The sequence below is a fragment of the Craurococcus roseus genome, assembly GCF_039523795.1.
Classification (GTDB): domain Bacteria; phylum Pseudomonadota; class Alphaproteobacteria; order Acetobacterales; family Acetobacteraceae; genus Craurococcus; species Craurococcus roseus.
On the sequence record NZ_BAAAFZ010000062.1, the window covers coordinates 6,620 to 23,255 of the forward strand.

The following is a 16,636-nucleotide window of genomic DNA, read 5'->3' on the forward strand; positions in this document are numbered from 1 at the left end:
CGACGCCTTGAAGCGCCGCACCACCGCTGGCAGCCCTTCGAACACGCTCTGCCCGATCAGGAAGTGGCCGATGCTCACCTCCACCACCTCCGGCATAGCCGCGACCGGGCCGACGCTATCGTAGGTCAGCCCGTGCCCCGCGTGGCAGAGCAGCCCCGCCGCCCGCGCCGCCGCCGCCCCTTCGCGGAGCCGCGCCAAATGCGGGCCCCGCTCAACGGGCACTGCGTCCGCATAGGCGCCGGTGTGCAACTCCACCGCCTGCGCGCCGAGCCGCGCCGCCGCCTCGATCTGCGCCGCATCCGGCTCGACGAAGACCGAGACCTCGATCCCCGCGCCTGCCAACCGCCGCACCGCGTCGCCCAGGAACAGCCCGCCCCGCAGCACGTCCAGCCCGCCCTCGGTCGTCAACTCCTGCCGCTTTTCCGGCACGATGCAGCACGCGGCCGGGCGCAGCCGGCAGGCGATGCCGACCATCTCCTCCGTCGCCGCCATCTCGAAGTTGAGCCGCGTCGGCACTTCCGCGCCGATGCGCTCCACGTCCTTGTCGCGGATGTGCCGCCGGTCCTCGCGCAGGTGCACCGTGATCCCGTCCGCGCCGGCCGCGACCGACACGCGCGCCGCCTCCACCGGACAGGGGAAGGCGCCGCCGCGCGCGTTCCGCAAGGTGGCGACGTGGTCCACGTTCACCGACAGGCGCATGGGCGGCGGTGTCATCGGGCGCGGTTCCTCGCCATTTCGTCGGCCAACCGGATGGCCGCCACCAGGCTGGACGGGTCGGCGCGCCCGGTGCCGGCGATGTCGAGCGCGGTGCCGTGGTCCGGCGAGGTCCGCACGATCGAAAGGCCCAGCGTCACGTTCACCCCGCCCGCCATGTCGAGCGTCTTGATCGGGATCAGCGCCTGGTCGTGGTACAGGCAGATCGCCGCGTCGTAGCCGGGCCGCGCGTGGGCGGTGAACATCGTGTCGGGCGGGAAGGGGCCGCGCGCGTCGATCCCCATCGCGCGGAGCGTCGCCACGGCCGGAGCCACGATGGCGCGGTCCTCGGTGCCGAGCGTCCCGCCCTCGCCGGCGTGCGGGTTGAGCCCCGCCACCGCGAGGCGCGGCGCCCCGATCCCGAAATCCCGCCGCAACGCCGCCGCCGTGGTGCTGGCCGCTTCGACGATCAGGGCCGGGGTCAACCGAGCGATGGCGCGCGCCAGCGGCTCGTGGACTGTCACCGGCACCACCCGCAACTGCGGGCAGGCCAGCAGCATCACCGGCGGGACGCCGGGCAGGCCGGCCAGCTCCGCCAGGTACTCCGTGTGGCCGGGGTGGGCGAAGCCCGCGGCGTAGAGCGCGGATTTCTGGATCGGGTTGGTCACCACCCCGGCGACCCGGCCGGCCTTCGCCAGCGTCACCGCGTCATCGATGGCGCCGATCACGGCGGGCGCGTTGGCCGGGTCCGGCCGGCCCGGCACCGGCCGGCGGGGCAGGGGGCGGTGGAGGACCGGCAGCGCCGATCCGAACGCCGCCAACGCCTCCTCGGGCGCCGCCACGCGCCGCACAGAGGGGCCCTCGAAGCGTTCGGCGTCGTCCAGCAGCACGAAGGCGGGGCCGCCGGAGGCGCGCAGCGCCCGCCATGCGCCGAGGGCGATCTCGCCGCCGATACCGGCCGGTTCTCCCATCGTCAGGGCGAAGAGCGACATGCGCACCTCTTAGAGCAAATCGCGCCTGGCCGTCTCCGCCCGGCAGGTGCGCCTTCCGGAACAGGCGCCAAGCCGCCCTGAGTTGACCGCATCGTGAAAAGCTTTCGCGCCACCCGTTCAGACCGAGTTCATCTTTACGGCAGAACATTCCTCCGTGAAACTACGGGGGAGGCAGGATATGCCGGTGGTCAGGCACACGGGCCGGTTGCCAGCGAGCATCGCCGAAGGCAGCGGCCCCGGCGACTGGATCGCCGGCCTCGCCCTCAGCGGCGACACGCCGCGCCTCGCCTTTGTCGAAACGGCGGGGCCGATGGCCGCCTTCTTCTCCGCCGCTTGGGACGCCGGCACCGGGCTGGTGACGATCCGGCCGGACGCGCGCCTCGACTTCGAAGCCTTCAGCGAGACGGGAACCTTGCCGCAAGCCGAATTCGCCCTCCGTTTCGTCTTCGACGACGGCTCGGTCCAGGCCGACGGCCCGCGCTTCGGCCTCGGCGTGCTGGACCGGGACGACACGCCGTCCGAAACGCTCTCCTTCGTCAGCGGCGGCACGGTCGCCGCCGGCGCTATCGGCGCCACCATCGGGAAGCTCTCGGTTGGCGATCCCGACTCCGCCGGCCCTTTCTTCTTTTCCTTCGCGCCCGAGGACGAGTGGCGCTTCGAGGTCGTGGACGGCGGCGTCCTCAAGCTGCGCGACGGCATCAGCTTGGGCTGGGACGACCTGCCCGTCCGCCCGGTCCTGATCCAGGTCTCGGACGGCGCGCAGAGCGCCGCCTTCCTGCTCGACGTGTCGGTGACGGAGCCCGACTACGGCCCCGCAGCGCCCTACGCCCCGCCCGTGCTCGCCGGCGGCGAAGCCCCCCGCGCCGGCGGCTTCGTCTTGGCCGGCGGCGGGCACGAAGGCCTGACGACGCGCCCCGCCGCGGACGCCACCGCCGTCACGCCCCACCCCGGCGGCGTCCACCAAGTGCTGCTCGACACCGGCGAGGCGGTCTGGACCGGCCCGGCGGTGGACCGCGTCCGCTTCTCGGACGGCTGGCTCGACCTGTCGGCCGACGGCCCGGCAGCCCACGCCGCGGCGCTCCACCGCGCCATCCTGGCCGAGGACGCCGACGGCGCCGACCTGGCGCCCCTCGTCGCCTCGCTGCGCGCCGGCGCCGGTTGGGTGGAGGTCGCGCGAACCCTCCTGGCGTCGACCCCTTCCTCCCTGGCCGCCCTGGATGACGCCGGCTTCGTCCGCGCGCTCGCCGAAGCCGCGCTCGGCGGCGCCGCGCCCGAATCGAGCACCCTTTCCTTGCACGCCGAGCGCTTGGCCGCCGGGGCCGCGTCCCGCGCCCAGGTCGCGGTGGACCTCGCGCTGTCGCCGGAGGCGTTGGCCGACCTCGCGGAGAACGCCCCCGCCGGGCACTGGGTCGCCGAACCGTTCGACGCCGCCTCCGGCCAGACCGGCCGTCCGGATTTCGAGGATGCTCCGTTCGCCCCGGGCATCGCGCCGCCGACTTGGGCCGGGTGGTTCATGTGACGCCCGGCGGAACTCCGCTTCCGCGCACGCCGGGACGCTCGCGGCGAAGGAGCGGCGGAGATGCATCCGACCGACCGACGCCCGAACCGCGCCTTTCACACCGGAAGCGGCCGGCAAGGGTGGTACGGCTATGAGACGGTGAGGAAGCAATGCGAACCGCCGCCCCTCACGGCGCCGCCGAGTGGGTCTGCTTCAGGCAGCGCAAGGTGAAGCTGGTCCGCGTGTGCCGGACCCCAGGCAGCCGGTACAGCTTGTCCCGCAGCAGCTTCTCGTACCCGGCCGTCCCGCCCACCGCGGCCTTGATGACGTAGTCGTACTCGCCCGTGACCAGCCACGCCTCGATCACCTCGGGCATCTCCGTCACCGCCTGCTCGAACCGCCGCAGTTGCTCGTCGTCGTGCCGCTCCATCATCACCTCTATGATGACCGTGTCCGGCAGCCCGAGCGCCGCTTGGTCCAGGATGGCGACATAGCCCTGGATCACGCCGGCCGCCTCCAGCCGCCGCACCCTGGTCCAGCACGGGGAAGGGGACAGGCCCACCTCCTCGGCCAATTCGGCGTTGGTGAGCCTCGCCCGCTTGTGCAGGGCACGCAGGATGCGGCGGTCGATGGCGTCCATGGGGCCTCCTCAGGCAGAAGCATCTTCTGCCTTTTCGGCGCTGCACAACAAAATTCGGAAACAACCGCTGGAAAACAACGCCTATCCTACCGACACTGGGTGGAGCCTAGGGGAACACCGCGCATGGGCAGCATCAGGCGACCGGACGTCACCCTGGATCAGCGTTGGGAAGCCAAAGGGCAGGTGACGCTGCTCACCGGCATCCAGGCCCTCGTCCAAGTGCCCCTGTTGCAGCACGCGCAGGACGCCGCCCGTGGCTGGAACACCGCGGGCTACATCAGCGGCTACCGCGGCTCGCCGTTGGGTGTCTTCGACAAGGAGCTGCTCAAGCAGGCGAAGCGCCTCCAGGCGGCGAACATAGTGTTCGAGCCCGGCCTGAACGAGGATCTCGCCGCCACCGCCATCTGGGGCAGCCAGCAGGTGCAGTTGCAGCCCCGGCCCAAGCGGGACGGCGTGTTCGGCATCTGGTACGGCAAGGGCCCCGGCGTGGACCGCTCCGGCGACGTGCTCCGCCACGCCAACAGCGCCGGCACCGCGCCGCGCGGCGGCGTGCTGGCCCTCGCCGGAGACGACCCCTCCGCCAAATCCTCCACCGTCACCAACGGCTCCGAGTTCGCCTTCGTGGACCTGGAGATGCCGATGCTCGACCCCTCCGGCGTCGCCGAGGTGCTCGACTACGGCCTGAAGGCGCTGGCGATGTCGCGCTATTCCGGCCTCTGGGTCGGCATGAAGTGCGTCGCCGAGACCATGGACGGCGCCGCCACCCTCCGCCTCGACCCCGACGCTTACGGTACGCGCGAACCCGCCGGCTTCCTCCTGCCGCCCGACGGCGTCCACATCCGCCCCGGCGACACGCCGATCGCCCAGGAGGCCCGCCTGCGCGGGGTGAAGCTGCCCGCCGCCGTCGCCTTCGCCGGCGCCAACGGCATCGACCGCATGGTGGTGGACGGCCCGAACGCCCGCTTCGGCATCGTCGCCCGCGGCAAGGCCTACACGACGCTCCGCCAAGCCATGCGCGACGCCGGCATCTCCGACGCCATGGCCCGCGACCTCGGCCTCCGCCTCTGGAAGGTCGGCCTCGCCTGGCCGCTGGACACCGAAGCCGCCCGCGCCTTCGCCCACGGCCTGGAAGAGGTGCTGGTGGTCGAGGACCGCCGCGCCCTCCTCGAACCCCAGCTCCGCGACGCCCTCTACCATTTGTCCGAAAGGCCCCGCGTCGTCGGCAAACGCGACGAAAACGGCCGCCCGCTGCTCTCCGAGCTGACGGAACTCGACGCCGGGCAGGTGCTGCACGCCTTGTCGCGCCGGCTCCCCGAAGGCTTCCAAACCGAGCAGATGCGCGCCCGTTTGTCCGAATTGGACGCCCTGGAGCGCGGCCTCGCCGCGCCTCTGCACGACCGCGCGCCCTACTTCTGCCCCGGCTGCCCGCACAACACCTCGACGCGCGTGCCGGAGGGCAGCCAAGCCCTGGCCGGCATCGGTTGCCATTACCTCGCACGCTTCATGGGCCGCGAAACCGAAGCCTTCACCCAAATGGGCGGCGAGGGCACGCCTTGGCTCGGCATGAAGGACTTCGTCGAGGACGGGCACATCTTCGCCAACATGGGCGACGGCACCTACACCCACTCCGGCAGCCTCGCCGTCCGCGCCGCCGTCGCCGCCAAGGCGACCATCACCTTCAAGATCCTGGTCAACGGCGCCGTCGCCATGACCGGCGGCCAGACGCCCGAGGGCGAGATGGGCGTGCCGGGGATCGCGGCGCAGATGGCCGCCGAGGGCGTGGCCGGCATCGCGCTGGTCTCCGACGACCCGGACCGCCACCGCGGCACGGCCGGGATGCCGAAGACGATCACCTACCACCACCGCTCCGAACTGGACCAGGTGCAGCGCCGGCTCCGCGAGACGCCCGGCGTCACCGTGCTGATCTACGACCAGGAGTGCGCCACCGAGCGCCGCCGCAAGCGCAAGCGCGACCTGGCGCCCAAGGCCACCCGCCGCGCCGTCATCAACACTCGCGTCTGCGAGGACTGCGGCGACTGTTCCCGCGCCTCCAACTGCCTCGCGGTGGAGCCGGTGGAAACCGAGTTCGGCCGCAAGCGCCGCATCGACCAGAGCGCCTGCAACCAGGACTTCTCCTGCGTCGAGGGCTTCTGCCCCTCCTTCGTCACCCTGGAAGGCGCCGAGCCCGCGAAGCCGGCCCGGAAGGCGCTCGCCCCGGTGGGCGACCTGCCGGAACCGACGCTGCCCGAGCCGCGCGAGGACGGCGCCTGGAACATCCTGCTCGCCGGCGTCGGCGGCCAGGGCGTCACCGCGCTCTCCGCCATCCTCGGCATGGCCGCGCACCTCGAAGGGCGCCCGGTCCGCTCCGTGGACATGCTCGGCCTCGCGCAGAAGGGCGGCGGCGTCTACGCGCAGCTCCGCGTCGGCCGCCCCGGCGCGCCGCAGGAGAGCATCGCCGCCGCGCGCATCGGCGCCGGCCAGACGGACCTCCTGGTGTCGGCCGACATGGTGGTGGCGCACGGGCGCACGGCGCGGCCGCTGCTCGGCCCGGGGCGCACCGTCGCGGTGCTGAACGCCGATCTGGCGCCTACCGCGCAGTTCGTGCTGGACACCTCCACCAAGTACGACACCGCCGGCATGGTGGCCTCCGTCGGCGCCGCCTGCCGCGAGGTGGTGGCGCTGCCCGCCGCGGCGCAGGTGTCCGAGGCGCTGGGCGACCTGATCTACCTCAACGTCTACCTGCTCGGCATCGCCTACCAACGCGGCCTGGTCCCGGTCTCCGCCGAGGCCATCAACCGCGCCCTGGAGCTGAACGGCACCGCGATCGAGCGCAACAAGGAGGCCTTCGCCGCCGGCCGCGCCGCCGCGCTGGCCGAACCCTCGGCCGCCCCCACCACGCCGGAAGCCGAGACGCTGGACGCCCTCGTCGCCCGCCGCGTTTCCGACCTCACGGCGTACCAGAGCGCCCGCTACGCCAAGGGCTACGCCGACTTCGTGGCGCGCGTCCGCGCCGCCGAGGCCGCGGCGGTGCCTGGCCAGGGGCGCCTCAGCCGCGCCGTCGCCATCCAGCTCTACCGCCTGATGGCCTACAAGGACGAGTACGAAGTCGCCCGCCTGCACAGCCTGTCGGAGTGGCGCGAACAGCTCGCCAAAGGCTTCACCGGCACCCGCAAGGTCGAGATGCACCTCGCCCCGCCGCTGCTCGCCAAGCGCGACCCGGTGACGGGTGTGCCGCGCAAGATGCGCTTCGGCCCCTGGATGCTCCGCGCCATGGGCCTGCTGCGGCACGGCAAGGCCCTCCGCGGCACGCCGCTCGACCCCTTCGGCCACACCGAAGAGCGCCGGACCGAGCGCCGCCTGCCCGACGAGTTCCGCGCCGGCATCGAGGCCTGGCTCGCCGAGCCGGACCCCGCCGACCACGCGCGCATCTGCGAATGGGCCGAGGCCTGGGCGGGCGTGAAGGGTTTCGGCCACATCAAGGCTCGCAACCTCGCCACCGTGCGGGAGCGGCTGGCGGCGCTGGCCGAGCCGCGGCGGACGGTGCCCGAAGCAGCCCCGCCGCCGCTGCCCCTCGCGGCGGAGTAGTGCCAGCGGGGCCGGGGGCGCCTACCGCGGCGCCGAAACGGCGCGGGCGGAAAGCGTGACCGTGTCGCTGTCCGCCGCCGCCTCCGCGCCCCGGGCGCTGAGATGGTGGTCCAAGCGGAGCACGCGGGCGCGCTCGGGCCGGCTGAAGCGGCCCGGTTGCACCAGCAGCATCTGTCGCGTCCGCACACCGCCGGCCGGAGCCAACGACGGCGTCAAGCGCGTGATGGACGCGCCGTCCTCCTCCAGGGCCTGCGGAAGCCTGGAGAACGCGGACTCGACCAGGAGCAGGTCCACGCCTTGCGCGCGCAGCTCACAGGTCGAGGTCGCCTCGTCCCAAACCAGCACGGCGCCGCCGACCTCCTCCGTACCGCGCCACGCCTCGCCGCCCTCCGGCAGCGCGACGACGGCCCCGCCCGCACCCTCCCGCGGCGGAGCCCCGGCCGCGACCGGTGCGAACTCCAGGCGCCTGGCCGCCCGCCGCACGGCGTTGCGGGCGGGCTCGGCGCAGGCGGCGTTGAACGTCTCGACCAGCGCGGCGGAGGGCGAGCGGCGCTGCATCTGCTCCAAGGTCAACTCCGGCGCGGCAGGCGCCGCTGCCGCGGCGGCGAGNCTGCCGCGGCGGCGAGGACCGCGGCCAGAGCCGAGGCGCCGCCGGGCGCCGGGTCATTCGCCGCCGCCGAGGTGGGCGTGGCGGACGGGGCGGAGGGCGCCGCTGGCGCCGCCGCGGGTGGCGCGTTCGGCGTCGTGGCCGGCGCTCGCGCGGCTTGGGCGGGGCCGGTTTCCGGCGCGCCGCCTTCCCTGGTGCACCCGGCGGCCGCGGCCAGGGCGGCCAGGGCAAAGAGCGCCGCGGTGCCGGGTAGCGGCGGCAGCCGGCGGCGGGGTCGGGCGGTGTACATGCGCGTTTCCATACCACGTCGGGCGGGGGCGGCGCCGCGGCTGGACGGCGCCGCCCCCGCCCGCTGAAATGCCGGAAGGAGAGGACCGCCGCCATGCCGCTCGACACCGCAAACGGCCCCGCCGCGTTCGAACTGCCCGACACGACGCGGGAATTGGGCGAGACCGCGCTTGCCTTTGCGCAGAAGACGCTCGCGCCCAAGGCCCTTGAGTGGGACCAAGCCCGGCACTTCCCGGTGGAGGAGATGCGGGAAGCGGCGGCGCTCGGCATGGCTGCCTTGTACGTGCGGGAGGAGAGCGGCGGCGCCGGCCTGACGCGCCTGGACGCCGCCGTGGTGTTCGAAGCCCTGGCGACCGGCTGCCCCACCGTCGCGGCCTACCTCTCCATCCACAACATGGTTGCCTGGATGATCGACCGCTTCGGCGACGACGCCCAGCGCGCGCGCTGGCTGCCGGAGCTGGTGCCGATGCGCTTGGTCGCCTCCTACTGCCTCACCGAGCCGGGCTCCGGCTCGGACGCCGCGGCGCTGCGGAGCCGGGCGCGGCGCGACGGCGACGGTTGGGTGCTGGACGGCGCCAAGCAATTCATCTCCGGCGCCGGCGCCTCCGACCTGTACCTGTCGATGATCCGCACCGGCGGCGAGGGGCCGGGCGGCGTCTCCGCCTTCCTGGTGCCGAAGGACGCGCCCGGCGTCTCCTTCGGCGCCAACGAGCGCAAGATGGGCTGGAACGCGCAGCCGACGCGCACCGTGCTGTTCGACGGCGCGCGGGTGCCGGCCGACGCGCTGCTCGGCGAGGAAGGGCAGGGGTTCCGCTTCGCCATGGCCGGCCTCGACGGCGGGCGGCTGAACATCGCCGCCTGCTCCCTCGGCGGCGCGCAGGCGGCGCTGGACAAGGCCCTGGCCTACGTCCAGGAGCGCCGCGCCTTCGGCAAGGCGATCTCAGACTTCCAGAACACGCAATTCAAGCTCGCCGACATGCGCACCGAGCTGGAAGCGGCGCGGTGCCTGCTGTGGCGCGCCTGCGGCAAGCTGGACGCGCGCGCGCCGGACGCGACGGCCTTCTGCGCCATGGCCAAGCGCTTCGTCACCGACACCGCCCACAAGGTCGCCGACGACGCGCTGCAACTGCTCGGCGGCTACGGCTACCTCGCCGAGTACGGCATCGAGAAGATCGTCCGCGACCTCCGCGTCCACCGCATCCTGGAGGGTACCAACGAGATCATGCGGGTGATCATCGCGCGCCAGATGCTCGGCGCCGGCCGCTGATGATCCTTCACGGCTACTTCCGCTCCTCCGCCGCTTGGCGGGTGCGGATCGCGCTGAACCTCAAGGGCCTGACGGCGGAGCACCGCCCGCACCACCTGCGCCGAGGCGAGCACCGGGACGCCGGTTACATGCGGCTGAACCCGCAAGGGCTGGTGCCGGCGCTGGAACTCGACGGCGGCGGCGCGGTGCTGACCCAGTCGCTCGCCATCTGCGAGTACCTGGACGAAACCCACCCCGAGCCGCCGTTGTTGCCGCGCGAGCCGCTGGGGCGTGCCCGCGTGCGCGCCTTCGCCCAGGCCATCGCCTGCGACATCCACCCGGTGCAGAACCTGAAGGTGCTGAACCGCCTCGCCGCGCTCGGCCTCGACCAGGACGCGCGCAACACCTGGGCGCGGGAGGTGATCGCGGAGGGGCTCGCCGCGTGCGAGGCGCTACTTGCCGAAGGCGGCGGGCGCGGCAGGTTCTGCTTCGGCGACCGGCCGGGCCTCGCGGACCTCTGCCTCGTGCCGCAGCTCCAAAACGCCCACCGCTTCGGCGTGGACCTCGGGCCGGTGCCGCGTCTCTTGGCTGTGGAGGCGGCCTGCGCCGAACTGCCGGAGTTCCAGGCGGCGGCGCCGGAGCGGCAACCGGACGCGGAATAAACTTGCCGCCCGACCGCCGTTTGGGCGATCGTGCCGGGATCATGCACCGGCGGTTTCCATCCCTGGCCTTGGCGGCGGCCCTGCTCGCCCTCCCTGTCAGGGCGGGCGCGCAGACCCGGGGCGCCATCGTCGTGCCTGCGGACGCGGCCGTGGTGGTCCCGCCCCGCGGCGCGCCCCAGGCGATGCCGCGGATCGCGGCGTCGCGCCCCGCGGGGCAGCGGCCTCGGTTGCCGCCGATGGAGCCGGCGCGGGAGGAGGGCGGCGGCCTCGGCCTCAGCGCCGCCGGGACGGTCGCGGGCGTGCTGCTGCCGGCCATCGCGGCGGCGGCCCTGACGGCCGTGCTCTCCGATGGCGGCGGCACCGGCCAACGCGGCGCATCGGGGCCGGCGCGGACGCGGTAGCCGGGCAGCGGGCCGGGGTCGGCCCGCCGCCGAGCCCGTCAGACGTTGGCGCCCCCGATCACGCCGCCGAAGCGCTCCCAGGTGCTCCCGTTCCAACGCGCGAGCTGCATCTGGCGGATCGGGTGGTAGTTGGTCGGGCTGGTGCTCACCCGGATGCCCGGCAGCAGGGTCGGCACCTCCAGGTCCCGGATGTTGGTCGCCTGCTTCATGATGTTCTCGCGGGAGAAGTCGTTCCCGCATTGCCGGAGCACGTGCTCCATGGTCTTGGAAACGCCGTAGGCGAAGACGTAGCTGCCGTCGTTGAGGTCGGCGTCCGGCATGTGGCGGCGCATGAAGTCCCGCCACTCGTTCATGCCTGGGTCGTCGCGCCACGCCGGGTCGGTCTGGTCCTTCACGTAGGTGGAAGTGATGATGCCGACCCCCTTCTCCGGCCCGGCCGGCTGCATCACGGTGGCGACCGAGATGGAGACGTTGGTGAGGTAGTGGAGCGCCGGCCTCCAGCCGATGTCGTGGACCTTGCGGATGGTCTGGGCCGCGAATTTCGGCGTGGTGGCGGTGAGCAGCGCGTCCGCGCCGCCGGCCTGGAGCGAAACCACCTGCGAGTCGATGGTGGGGTCCGTCACCTCGTGCGACACCGCCCGGACCATCCGGTCGTAGCGGTCGCCGAGGATGTCGCGCACGCCGACCAGATAGTCCTTGCCGAAATCGTCGTTCTGGTAGAGCAGCGCCAGCTTGGCGTCCGGCTTCTGCTCCAAGAGGTGCTTCATGTAGATCTGCGCCTCGGTCCGGTAGCTGGGCTGCCAGCCGATGGTCCAGGGCGTCTCCTGGTGGTTGCCCCACTTGTCTGCGCCCGTGGACAGGAAGAGGTGCGGCACCTTGCGCTGGTTCATGTAGCGCACGATGGCCGAGTTGGTCGGCGTGCCGAGGGGATTGAACAGGAAGGCAACGCGGTCCTGCTCCACCAGCCGCCGCGCCTGCTCCACCGTCTTGGGCGGGCTGTAGCCGTCGTCGTAGGTGATGAAATTGATCTTGCGCCCGGCGATGCCGCCGGCGTCGTTCAACGCCTTGAAGTAGGCCTGTTCCAGCCGCCCGATCACCCCGTAGGCCGAGGCCGGGCCGCTGTAGGGCATGATGTTGCCGATCTTGATCTCCGTCGCGGTGACGCCCGGCGTCGATTGGGCGCCCGCGAAGCGGGGCGCGGCCATCGCTGCCGCGGAAGCGGCGAGGAACGTGCGGCGGTTCAGCATGGGGCCTTGTCCTCCCTGGGAAAACGGGGCGCCGGGGCCTAGACCTGCGCGCCCTCGATGATGCTGCCGAAGCGCTGCCACGACCTGCCGTCCCAGCGCTGGAGCTGCATCTGGCGGATCGGGCTGAAGTTCGTGGGGCTGGTGCCGACCTTGATGCCGGGCAGCAGGGTCGGGGCCTCCAGCGCCGAGATGTTCGACGCCTGGCGCATCACGTTCTCCCGCGACAGGTCGTTCCCGCACTGCCGGAGCACGTGGATCATCGTGGTGCCGGCGCCGTAGGCGTAGGTGTAATTGTTGTCTCCCAGTTCACCGTCGGGGACGTACTTGCGCATGAACTCGCGCCACTCGTTCATGCCGGGGTCGTCGGCCCAGGCCGGGTCGCCCTGGTCCTTGCGGTAGTCGGAGGTGATGACGCCGATGCCCTTTTCGGCGCCGGCCGGCTGCATCACCACCGAGCCGGAGATGGACACGTTGGTCATGAAGAACATCGGCTTCCAACCGATGTCGTGGACGCGGCGGATCGCCTGGGCGGCGAAGCGCGGCGTGATGCCGCAGACGAGCACCTCGGCGCCGGTCGCGGCGAGGCTCACGATCTGCGAGTCGATGGTGGGGTCCGTCGCCTCGTGCGAGACCGCGCGCACCGCGCTGTCGAAGCGCGGGCCGAGCACGTCGCGCAGGCCGTTCACGTAGTCCTTGCCGAAGTCGTCGTTCTGGTAGAGCAGCGCCACGCGGGCGTTGGGCTTCTCCGCCGTGAAGTGCTTGGCGTAGATCTGCGCCTCGGTGCGGTAGGAGGGCTGCCAGCCCATCGTCCACGGGTACTCTTTCGGGTTGGACCACTTGTCGGCGCCGGTGGCGAGGAACAGGTGCGGCACCTTGCGCTGGTTGACGTAGCGGTGGATGGCGCTGTTGGTCGGCGTGCCGAGCTGGTTGAACAGGAAGGCGACGCGGTCCTGCTCCACCAGGCGCCGGGTCTGCTCCAGCGTCTTGGGCGGCGCGTAGCCGTCGTCGTAGACGAGGAAGTTCACCTTGCGGCCGTTCACGCCGCCTTCGTCGTTCAGCCGCTTGAACATGCCCGACAGGGCGCGGGAGATGACGCTGTAGGAGGAGACCGGCCCGCTCAGCGCGTTGGTGCTGCCGATGCGGACCTCGTTCGCGGTGACGCCGGGCGCTTCCTGCGCCGGGGCGATGTTGGGGGCCGCCAGCACGCCGGCGGCGCCGGCCAGGAGCGAGCGTCGGGTCGTCATTGTGGGCATGGGCGTTCGCCTCCCGGTGGTCGTCATCGGCGCCAACGCGCCGCCAGCCGGCGCAGGAGTCCCGCGAAGCCGTCCGGCAGCACGAACAGGAACCCGATCAGGATGGCGCCGTAGATCACGCCCGGCGCCGCCTTGGAGATCTCCTCGGCGAGGTTCGGCACGAACAGCACGAACAGCCCGCCGAAGATCGAGCCGAGGATGGAGGCCACGCCGCCGACGACCATGCCGACGAAAAGGCTGATCGAAACGGCGAAGGTGAAGCTGTCGGGCGCCACGAATTCGATCGCCACCGCGCCGAGCGAGCCGGCGACGCCGGTGATCATGGCGCTGACCGCGAAGGCGCGCGTCTTCAGGGAGGCGATGTCCATGCCCATCGCTTCGGCCGCGGTCGGGTTGTCGCGGATCGCCATCAGGGCGCGGCCGATCCGGCTGCGGATGAGGTTCCAGGCCAGGAAGAACAGCGCCGCGGAGACGATCAGCGCCACCAGGTACATCCACTGGTCGGCGTTCAGCGGCAGCCAGGAGGGCGGGTCCGGCTTCACCAGGAACAGCCCCTGCACGCCGCCGGTCCAGTCCTCGATGGCCTTGTGCTTCAGGATCTGCGGCACCGCGACGGCGAGCGAGAAGGTGGTCAACGCGAGGTACAGCCCTCCCAGCCGCAACGCCGGGAACCCGACCAGGAAGCCGAGCCCGGCGCAAACCGCGGCGGAGACGGGCAGGGTGGCCCAGAACGACCAGTCGCCGTGCGACATCAGGACGGCGGTGCAGTAGGCGCCGACCGCGTAGAAGGCGCCGTGGCCGAGCGAGATCTGCCCGTTGTAGCCGGTGACGACGTTCAGCCCGAGCACGGCCAGCGCCATGATGACGGCCATGGTGAGCTGGAAGAGCTGAAAGCTCTCCAGCGCGAACATCGGCACCAGCGCCACCGCCGCGCCTAGCGCGAGGATGGCGCCGAGCTGCCAAGCCGGCAGGGCCGGCCGCGCCGCCTCCTGCACCAGGACCGGCGTGGCGGGGACGTCCTCGGTGGCGCTCATCGCGGCGGCTCCTCAGACCCGGCTCAGGACGACGCGGCCGAACAGGCCCGAAGGCTTGACGACCAGCACGCCTATGATGATCGCCAGCGCCACGGTGAGCTTCAGCTCCGTGCCCACGACGTAGGCGCCGGCCAGGTTCTCCAAGACTCCCACGGCGAAGCCGCCGATCACCGCGCCCATCGGGTTGTCGATGCCGCCGAGCAGGGCGCCCGCGAAGGCGTAGAGCAGGATGCCGAGCATCATGGTGGGGTCGAGAAACACCACCGGCGCCACCATCATGCCCGCGACCGCGCCCACGGCGGCGGCGAGGCCCCAGCCCAGCGCCAGCATCCAACCGACCCGGATGCCGACCAGCCGCGACGACACCGGGTTGTAGGCGGCGGCGCGCATGGCGAGGCCGAGCGGCGTGTGGCGGAAGAACAGGTACACCAGCAGCAGCACCGCGAGCGTCACCACCGTCGAGCCCAGCTCGTGCCCGGAAACGAGGCCGCCGAACAGCAGGCCCTCGCTCTCGAACGGGCTCGGGAAAACCTTGGTGGTGTAGCCGAACACCCAGCCGGTCGCGTTGCCGACGATCAGCAGCAGGCCGATGAAGACGCCCACATGCGTCAGCACCGGCGCGTTCTGCACCGGCCGCATCAGCAAGCGCTCGATCGCAACGCCGAGGGCGAAGGAGATCACGACCGTCAGGACGAAGGCGATCCAGTACGGGAACCCGGCCTGGATCAGGCTGAGCGCTATGAAGGTGGAGAAGGTCGCCATCTCGCCTTGCGCGAAGTTCACGTGGTGCGTCGCCTGGTAGATCATCACCAGTGCGAGGGCGACGGAGGCGTAGATGCCGCCCGTGGCGATGCCGGCGACGATCTGGTGCGGGAGGCCTTCCATGCGCTTCCCTTCAGTAGCCGAGGTACGAGCGGCGTATCGACTCGTCCTGGCGGATGTCGGCGGCCGGGCCGGAGACGACGATGCGGCCGGTTTCGAGCAGGTACGCCCGGTCGGCGAAGTCGAGCGCCAGGCTGGCGTTCTGCTCCACCAGCAGGATGGAGACGCCCTGCTCCTCGCGGATGCGGCGCATGATGGAAAAGATCTCCTGCACCACCAGCGGCGCGAGGCCGAAGGAAGGCTCGTCCAGCAGCAGCAGGCGCGGCCTCAGCACGAGGGCGCGCGAGATCGCCAGCATCTGCTGCTCGCCGCCGGAGAGCGTGCCGGCCTGTTGCTTGAAGCGCTGCTTGAGGCGCGGGAAGTAGCCGAAAACGCGCTCGAAATCCGCCTCCACCCCGGCCTTGTCGCGGCGGGTGTAGGCGCCGAGGCGCATGTTCTCCTCGACGGTCAGCTCCATGAAGGTGCCGCGCCCGTCGGGCACGTGGGCGACGCCGCGCCGCGCGATCTCCTCCGTGGCGAGGCCGTCGATCCGATCGCCGGCGAGGCGGAGTGCGCCGCCGGTGCGGACCATGCCGCTGACGGCGCGGAGCGTCGTGGTCTTGCCCGCGCCGTTCGCGCCGAGCAGGGCGGAAACGCCGCGCTCCTCCACCGCGAAGTCGATGCCGTGCAGCACCGCTGTCTGGCCGTAGCCGGCGGTGAGGCCCTCCGCCTCAAGCAGCGCGGCCATGCTGCACCGCCTCCTCGCCCAGGTAGGCCCGGATCACCTCCGGATCGGCCCGCACCTCCGCCGGCGTGCCGTCCGCGATCTTCTTGCCGAAATCGAGCGCGACCACCTTGTCGGAGACGCGCATCACGAGGTTCATGTGGTGCTCGACCAGCAGGATCGAGAGCGAGAAGCGTTCGCGGATGTCCAGCAGCAGGCCCGCCAGCCCGTCCACCTCCGAATGGTTCAGCCCGCCCGCCGGCTCGTCCAGCAGCAGCAGCTTCGGCTCGCCGATGAGCGCGCGCGCCATCTCCACCCGCTTCTGCGTGCCGAAAGGCAGCGCCGCGACCGGCACCCCGGCGACGCCGGCGAGGTCCAGCATGGACAGCAGGGGGCGGAGGCGCTCTTCGGCTTCCTCCTCCTCGCGCCGGGCCGAGGCCAAGCGGAAGGCGGCCGCGGCGAAGCCGCTCTTCCCGCGGGAGTGCGCGCCGGCCAGCACGTTGTCGCGCACCGAAAGGGTGCGGAACAGCGCCAGGTTCTGGAAGGTCCGGCCGATGCCCATGCCGGCCATGCGGTGGCGCGGCGCGCCGGTGATGTCCTGCCCCTCGAAGGCGATGCGGCCGGCGGTGGGCCGGTAGATGCCGCTGATGCAGTTGAAGAGCGTGGTCTTGCCGGCGCCGTTCGGCCCGATGAGGCCGCAGATGCTGCGCCGGCCGACCTCGAAGGAGACGCCGCCCACGGCGGTGACGCCGCCGAAGCGCATCACCACCTCGCCAACCTTGAGCAGGGCGGACACCGCCGCGGAGCCTCAGGCCGCCGGCCGTCGGGCGGGCCATAAGGAAGCCCCCGTCCCGACCACGCGCACCGGCCTTGTCCGCGGCTGTCGAGCCGTGCCCCGCATAACG

Annotated in this window: 15 protein-coding genes; 5 read left to right on the forward strand and 10 right to left on the reverse strand. The window is 72.2% G+C overall.

Annotated features, from left to right (window positions below):
* Positions 1-714, reverse strand: a 714-nt coding sequence (locus tag ABD067_RS19435) for a pyridoxine 5'-phosphate synthase (protein ID WP_343897038.1), incomplete at its 3' end; no start/stop codon positions are given.
* Entirely contained in the window at positions 711-1,685 is a 975-nt protein-coding gene (gene pdxA / locus ABD067_RS19440; RefSeq protein ID WP_343897039.1) for a 4-hydroxythreonine-4-phosphate dehydrogenase PdxA, read from the reverse strand. The genes ABD067_RS19435 and pdxA, both read right to left, overlap by 4 nt.
* Positions 1,686-1,863: 178 nt before the next feature.
* Here pdxA and ABD067_RS19445 point away from each other — a divergent pair, with 178 nt between their 5' ends.
* Positions 1,864-3,204 carry a hypothetical protein gene (locus ABD067_RS19445; RefSeq protein WP_343897040.1) on the forward strand — a complete coding sequence of 447 codons (1,341 nt, stop codon included), beginning with the start codon at positions 1,864-1,866 and terminating at the stop codon, positions 3,202-3,204.
* A 166-nt stretch (positions 3,205-3,370) separates the two neighbouring features.
* Here the strand turns inward: ABD067_RS19445 and ABD067_RS19450 are convergent, their stop codons facing one another.
* Positions 3,371-3,823, reverse strand: a complete 453-nt coding sequence (locus tag ABD067_RS19450) for an Lrp/AsnC family transcriptional regulator (RefSeq protein WP_343897041.1) — start codon at positions 3,821-3,823, stop codon at positions 3,371-3,373.
* A gap of 123 nt (positions 3,824-3,946) precedes the next feature.
* Between ABD067_RS19450 and ABD067_RS19455 the strand changes: the two genes are divergently transcribed.
* Positions 3,947-7,408: an indolepyruvate ferredoxin oxidoreductase family protein gene (locus ABD067_RS19455; protein WP_343897043.1), complete on the forward strand. Its 3,462-nt coding sequence runs from the start codon at positions 3,947-3,949 to the stop codon at positions 7,406-7,408.
* A gap of 21 nt (positions 7,409-7,429) precedes the next feature.
* Here the strand turns inward: ABD067_RS19455 and ABD067_RS19460 are convergent, their stop codons facing one another.
* On the reverse strand, positions 7,430-7,975 hold the full coding sequence (locus ABD067_RS19460) for a hypothetical protein (RefSeq protein ID WP_343897044.1): 546 nt from the start codon (positions 7,973-7,975) through the stop codon (positions 7,430-7,432).
* A gap of 422 nt (positions 7,976-8,397) precedes the next feature.
* On the opposite strand from ABD067_RS19460, the gene ABD067_RS19465 reads away from it, so the two are divergent.
* The 3 genes from ABD067_RS19465 to ABD067_RS19475 are packed head-to-tail and all read left to right on the forward strand — an operon-like array spanning position 8,398 to position 10,612.
* Positions 8,398-9,570 (forward strand): acyl-CoA dehydrogenase family protein, encoded by a 1,173-nt coding sequence (locus ABD067_RS19465; protein WP_343897045.1) that lies wholly within the window; start codon positions 8,398-8,400, stop codon positions 9,568-9,570.
* Positions 9,570-10,211, forward strand: coding sequence for a maleylacetoacetate isomerase (gene maiA, locus ABD067_RS19470; RefSeq protein WP_343897046.1), 642 nt, complete (start codon positions 9,570-9,572; stop codon positions 10,209-10,211). Before ABD067_RS19465 ends, maiA begins: the two co-directional genes overlap by 1 nt.
* Before the next feature lie 41 nt (positions 10,212-10,252).
* The gene (locus ABD067_RS19475; RefSeq protein ID WP_343897047.1) at positions 10,253-10,612 is read left to right on the forward strand and encodes a hypothetical protein; all 360 of its coding nucleotides are present in this window, start codon (positions 10,253-10,255) and stop codon (positions 10,610-10,612) included.
* A 38-nt stretch (positions 10,613-10,650) separates the two neighbouring features.
* Here ABD067_RS19475 and ABD067_RS19480 read toward each other — a convergent pair whose 3' ends face one another.
* From ABD067_RS19480 to ABD067_RS19505, 6 genes are read right to left on the reverse strand one after another with little or no spacing between them, the layout of a single operon-like run.
* Positions 10,651-11,859 carry an ABC transporter substrate-binding protein gene (locus ABD067_RS19480; RefSeq protein WP_343897048.1) on the reverse strand — a complete coding sequence of 403 codons (1,209 nt, stop codon included), beginning with the start codon at positions 11,857-11,859 and terminating at the stop codon, positions 10,651-10,653.
* A 38-nt stretch (positions 11,860-11,897) separates the two neighbouring features.
* The gene (locus ABD067_RS19485; RefSeq protein ID WP_343897049.1) at positions 11,898-13,112 is read right to left on the reverse strand and encodes an ABC transporter substrate-binding protein; all 1,215 of its coding nucleotides are present in this window, start codon (positions 13,110-13,112) and stop codon (positions 11,898-11,900) included.
* Positions 13,113-13,135: 23 nt separating this feature from the next.
* Positions 13,136-14,146 (reverse strand): branched-chain amino acid ABC transporter permease, encoded by a 1,011-nt coding sequence (locus ABD067_RS19490; RefSeq protein WP_343897050.1) that lies wholly within the window; start codon positions 14,144-14,146, stop codon positions 13,136-13,138.
* Between the two features lie 12 nt (positions 14,147-14,158).
* Complete coding sequence (locus ABD067_RS19495) at positions 14,159-15,031, reverse strand: branched-chain amino acid ABC transporter permease (protein ID WP_343897051.1); 873 nt, start codon at positions 15,029-15,031, stop codon at positions 14,159-14,161.
* Between the two features lie 10 nt (positions 15,032-15,041).
* Complete coding sequence (locus ABD067_RS19500) at positions 15,042-15,755, reverse strand: ABC transporter ATP-binding protein (RefSeq protein WP_343897052.1); 714 nt, start codon at positions 15,753-15,755, stop codon at positions 15,042-15,044.
* Positions 15,739-16,527 carry an ABC transporter ATP-binding protein gene (locus ABD067_RS19505; protein WP_343897053.1) on the reverse strand — a complete coding sequence of 263 codons (789 nt, stop codon included), beginning with the start codon at positions 16,525-16,527 and terminating at the stop codon, positions 15,739-15,741. Before ABD067_RS19505 ends, ABD067_RS19500 begins: the two co-directional genes overlap by 17 nt.
* Positions 16,528-16,636 lie beyond the last annotated feature (109 nt).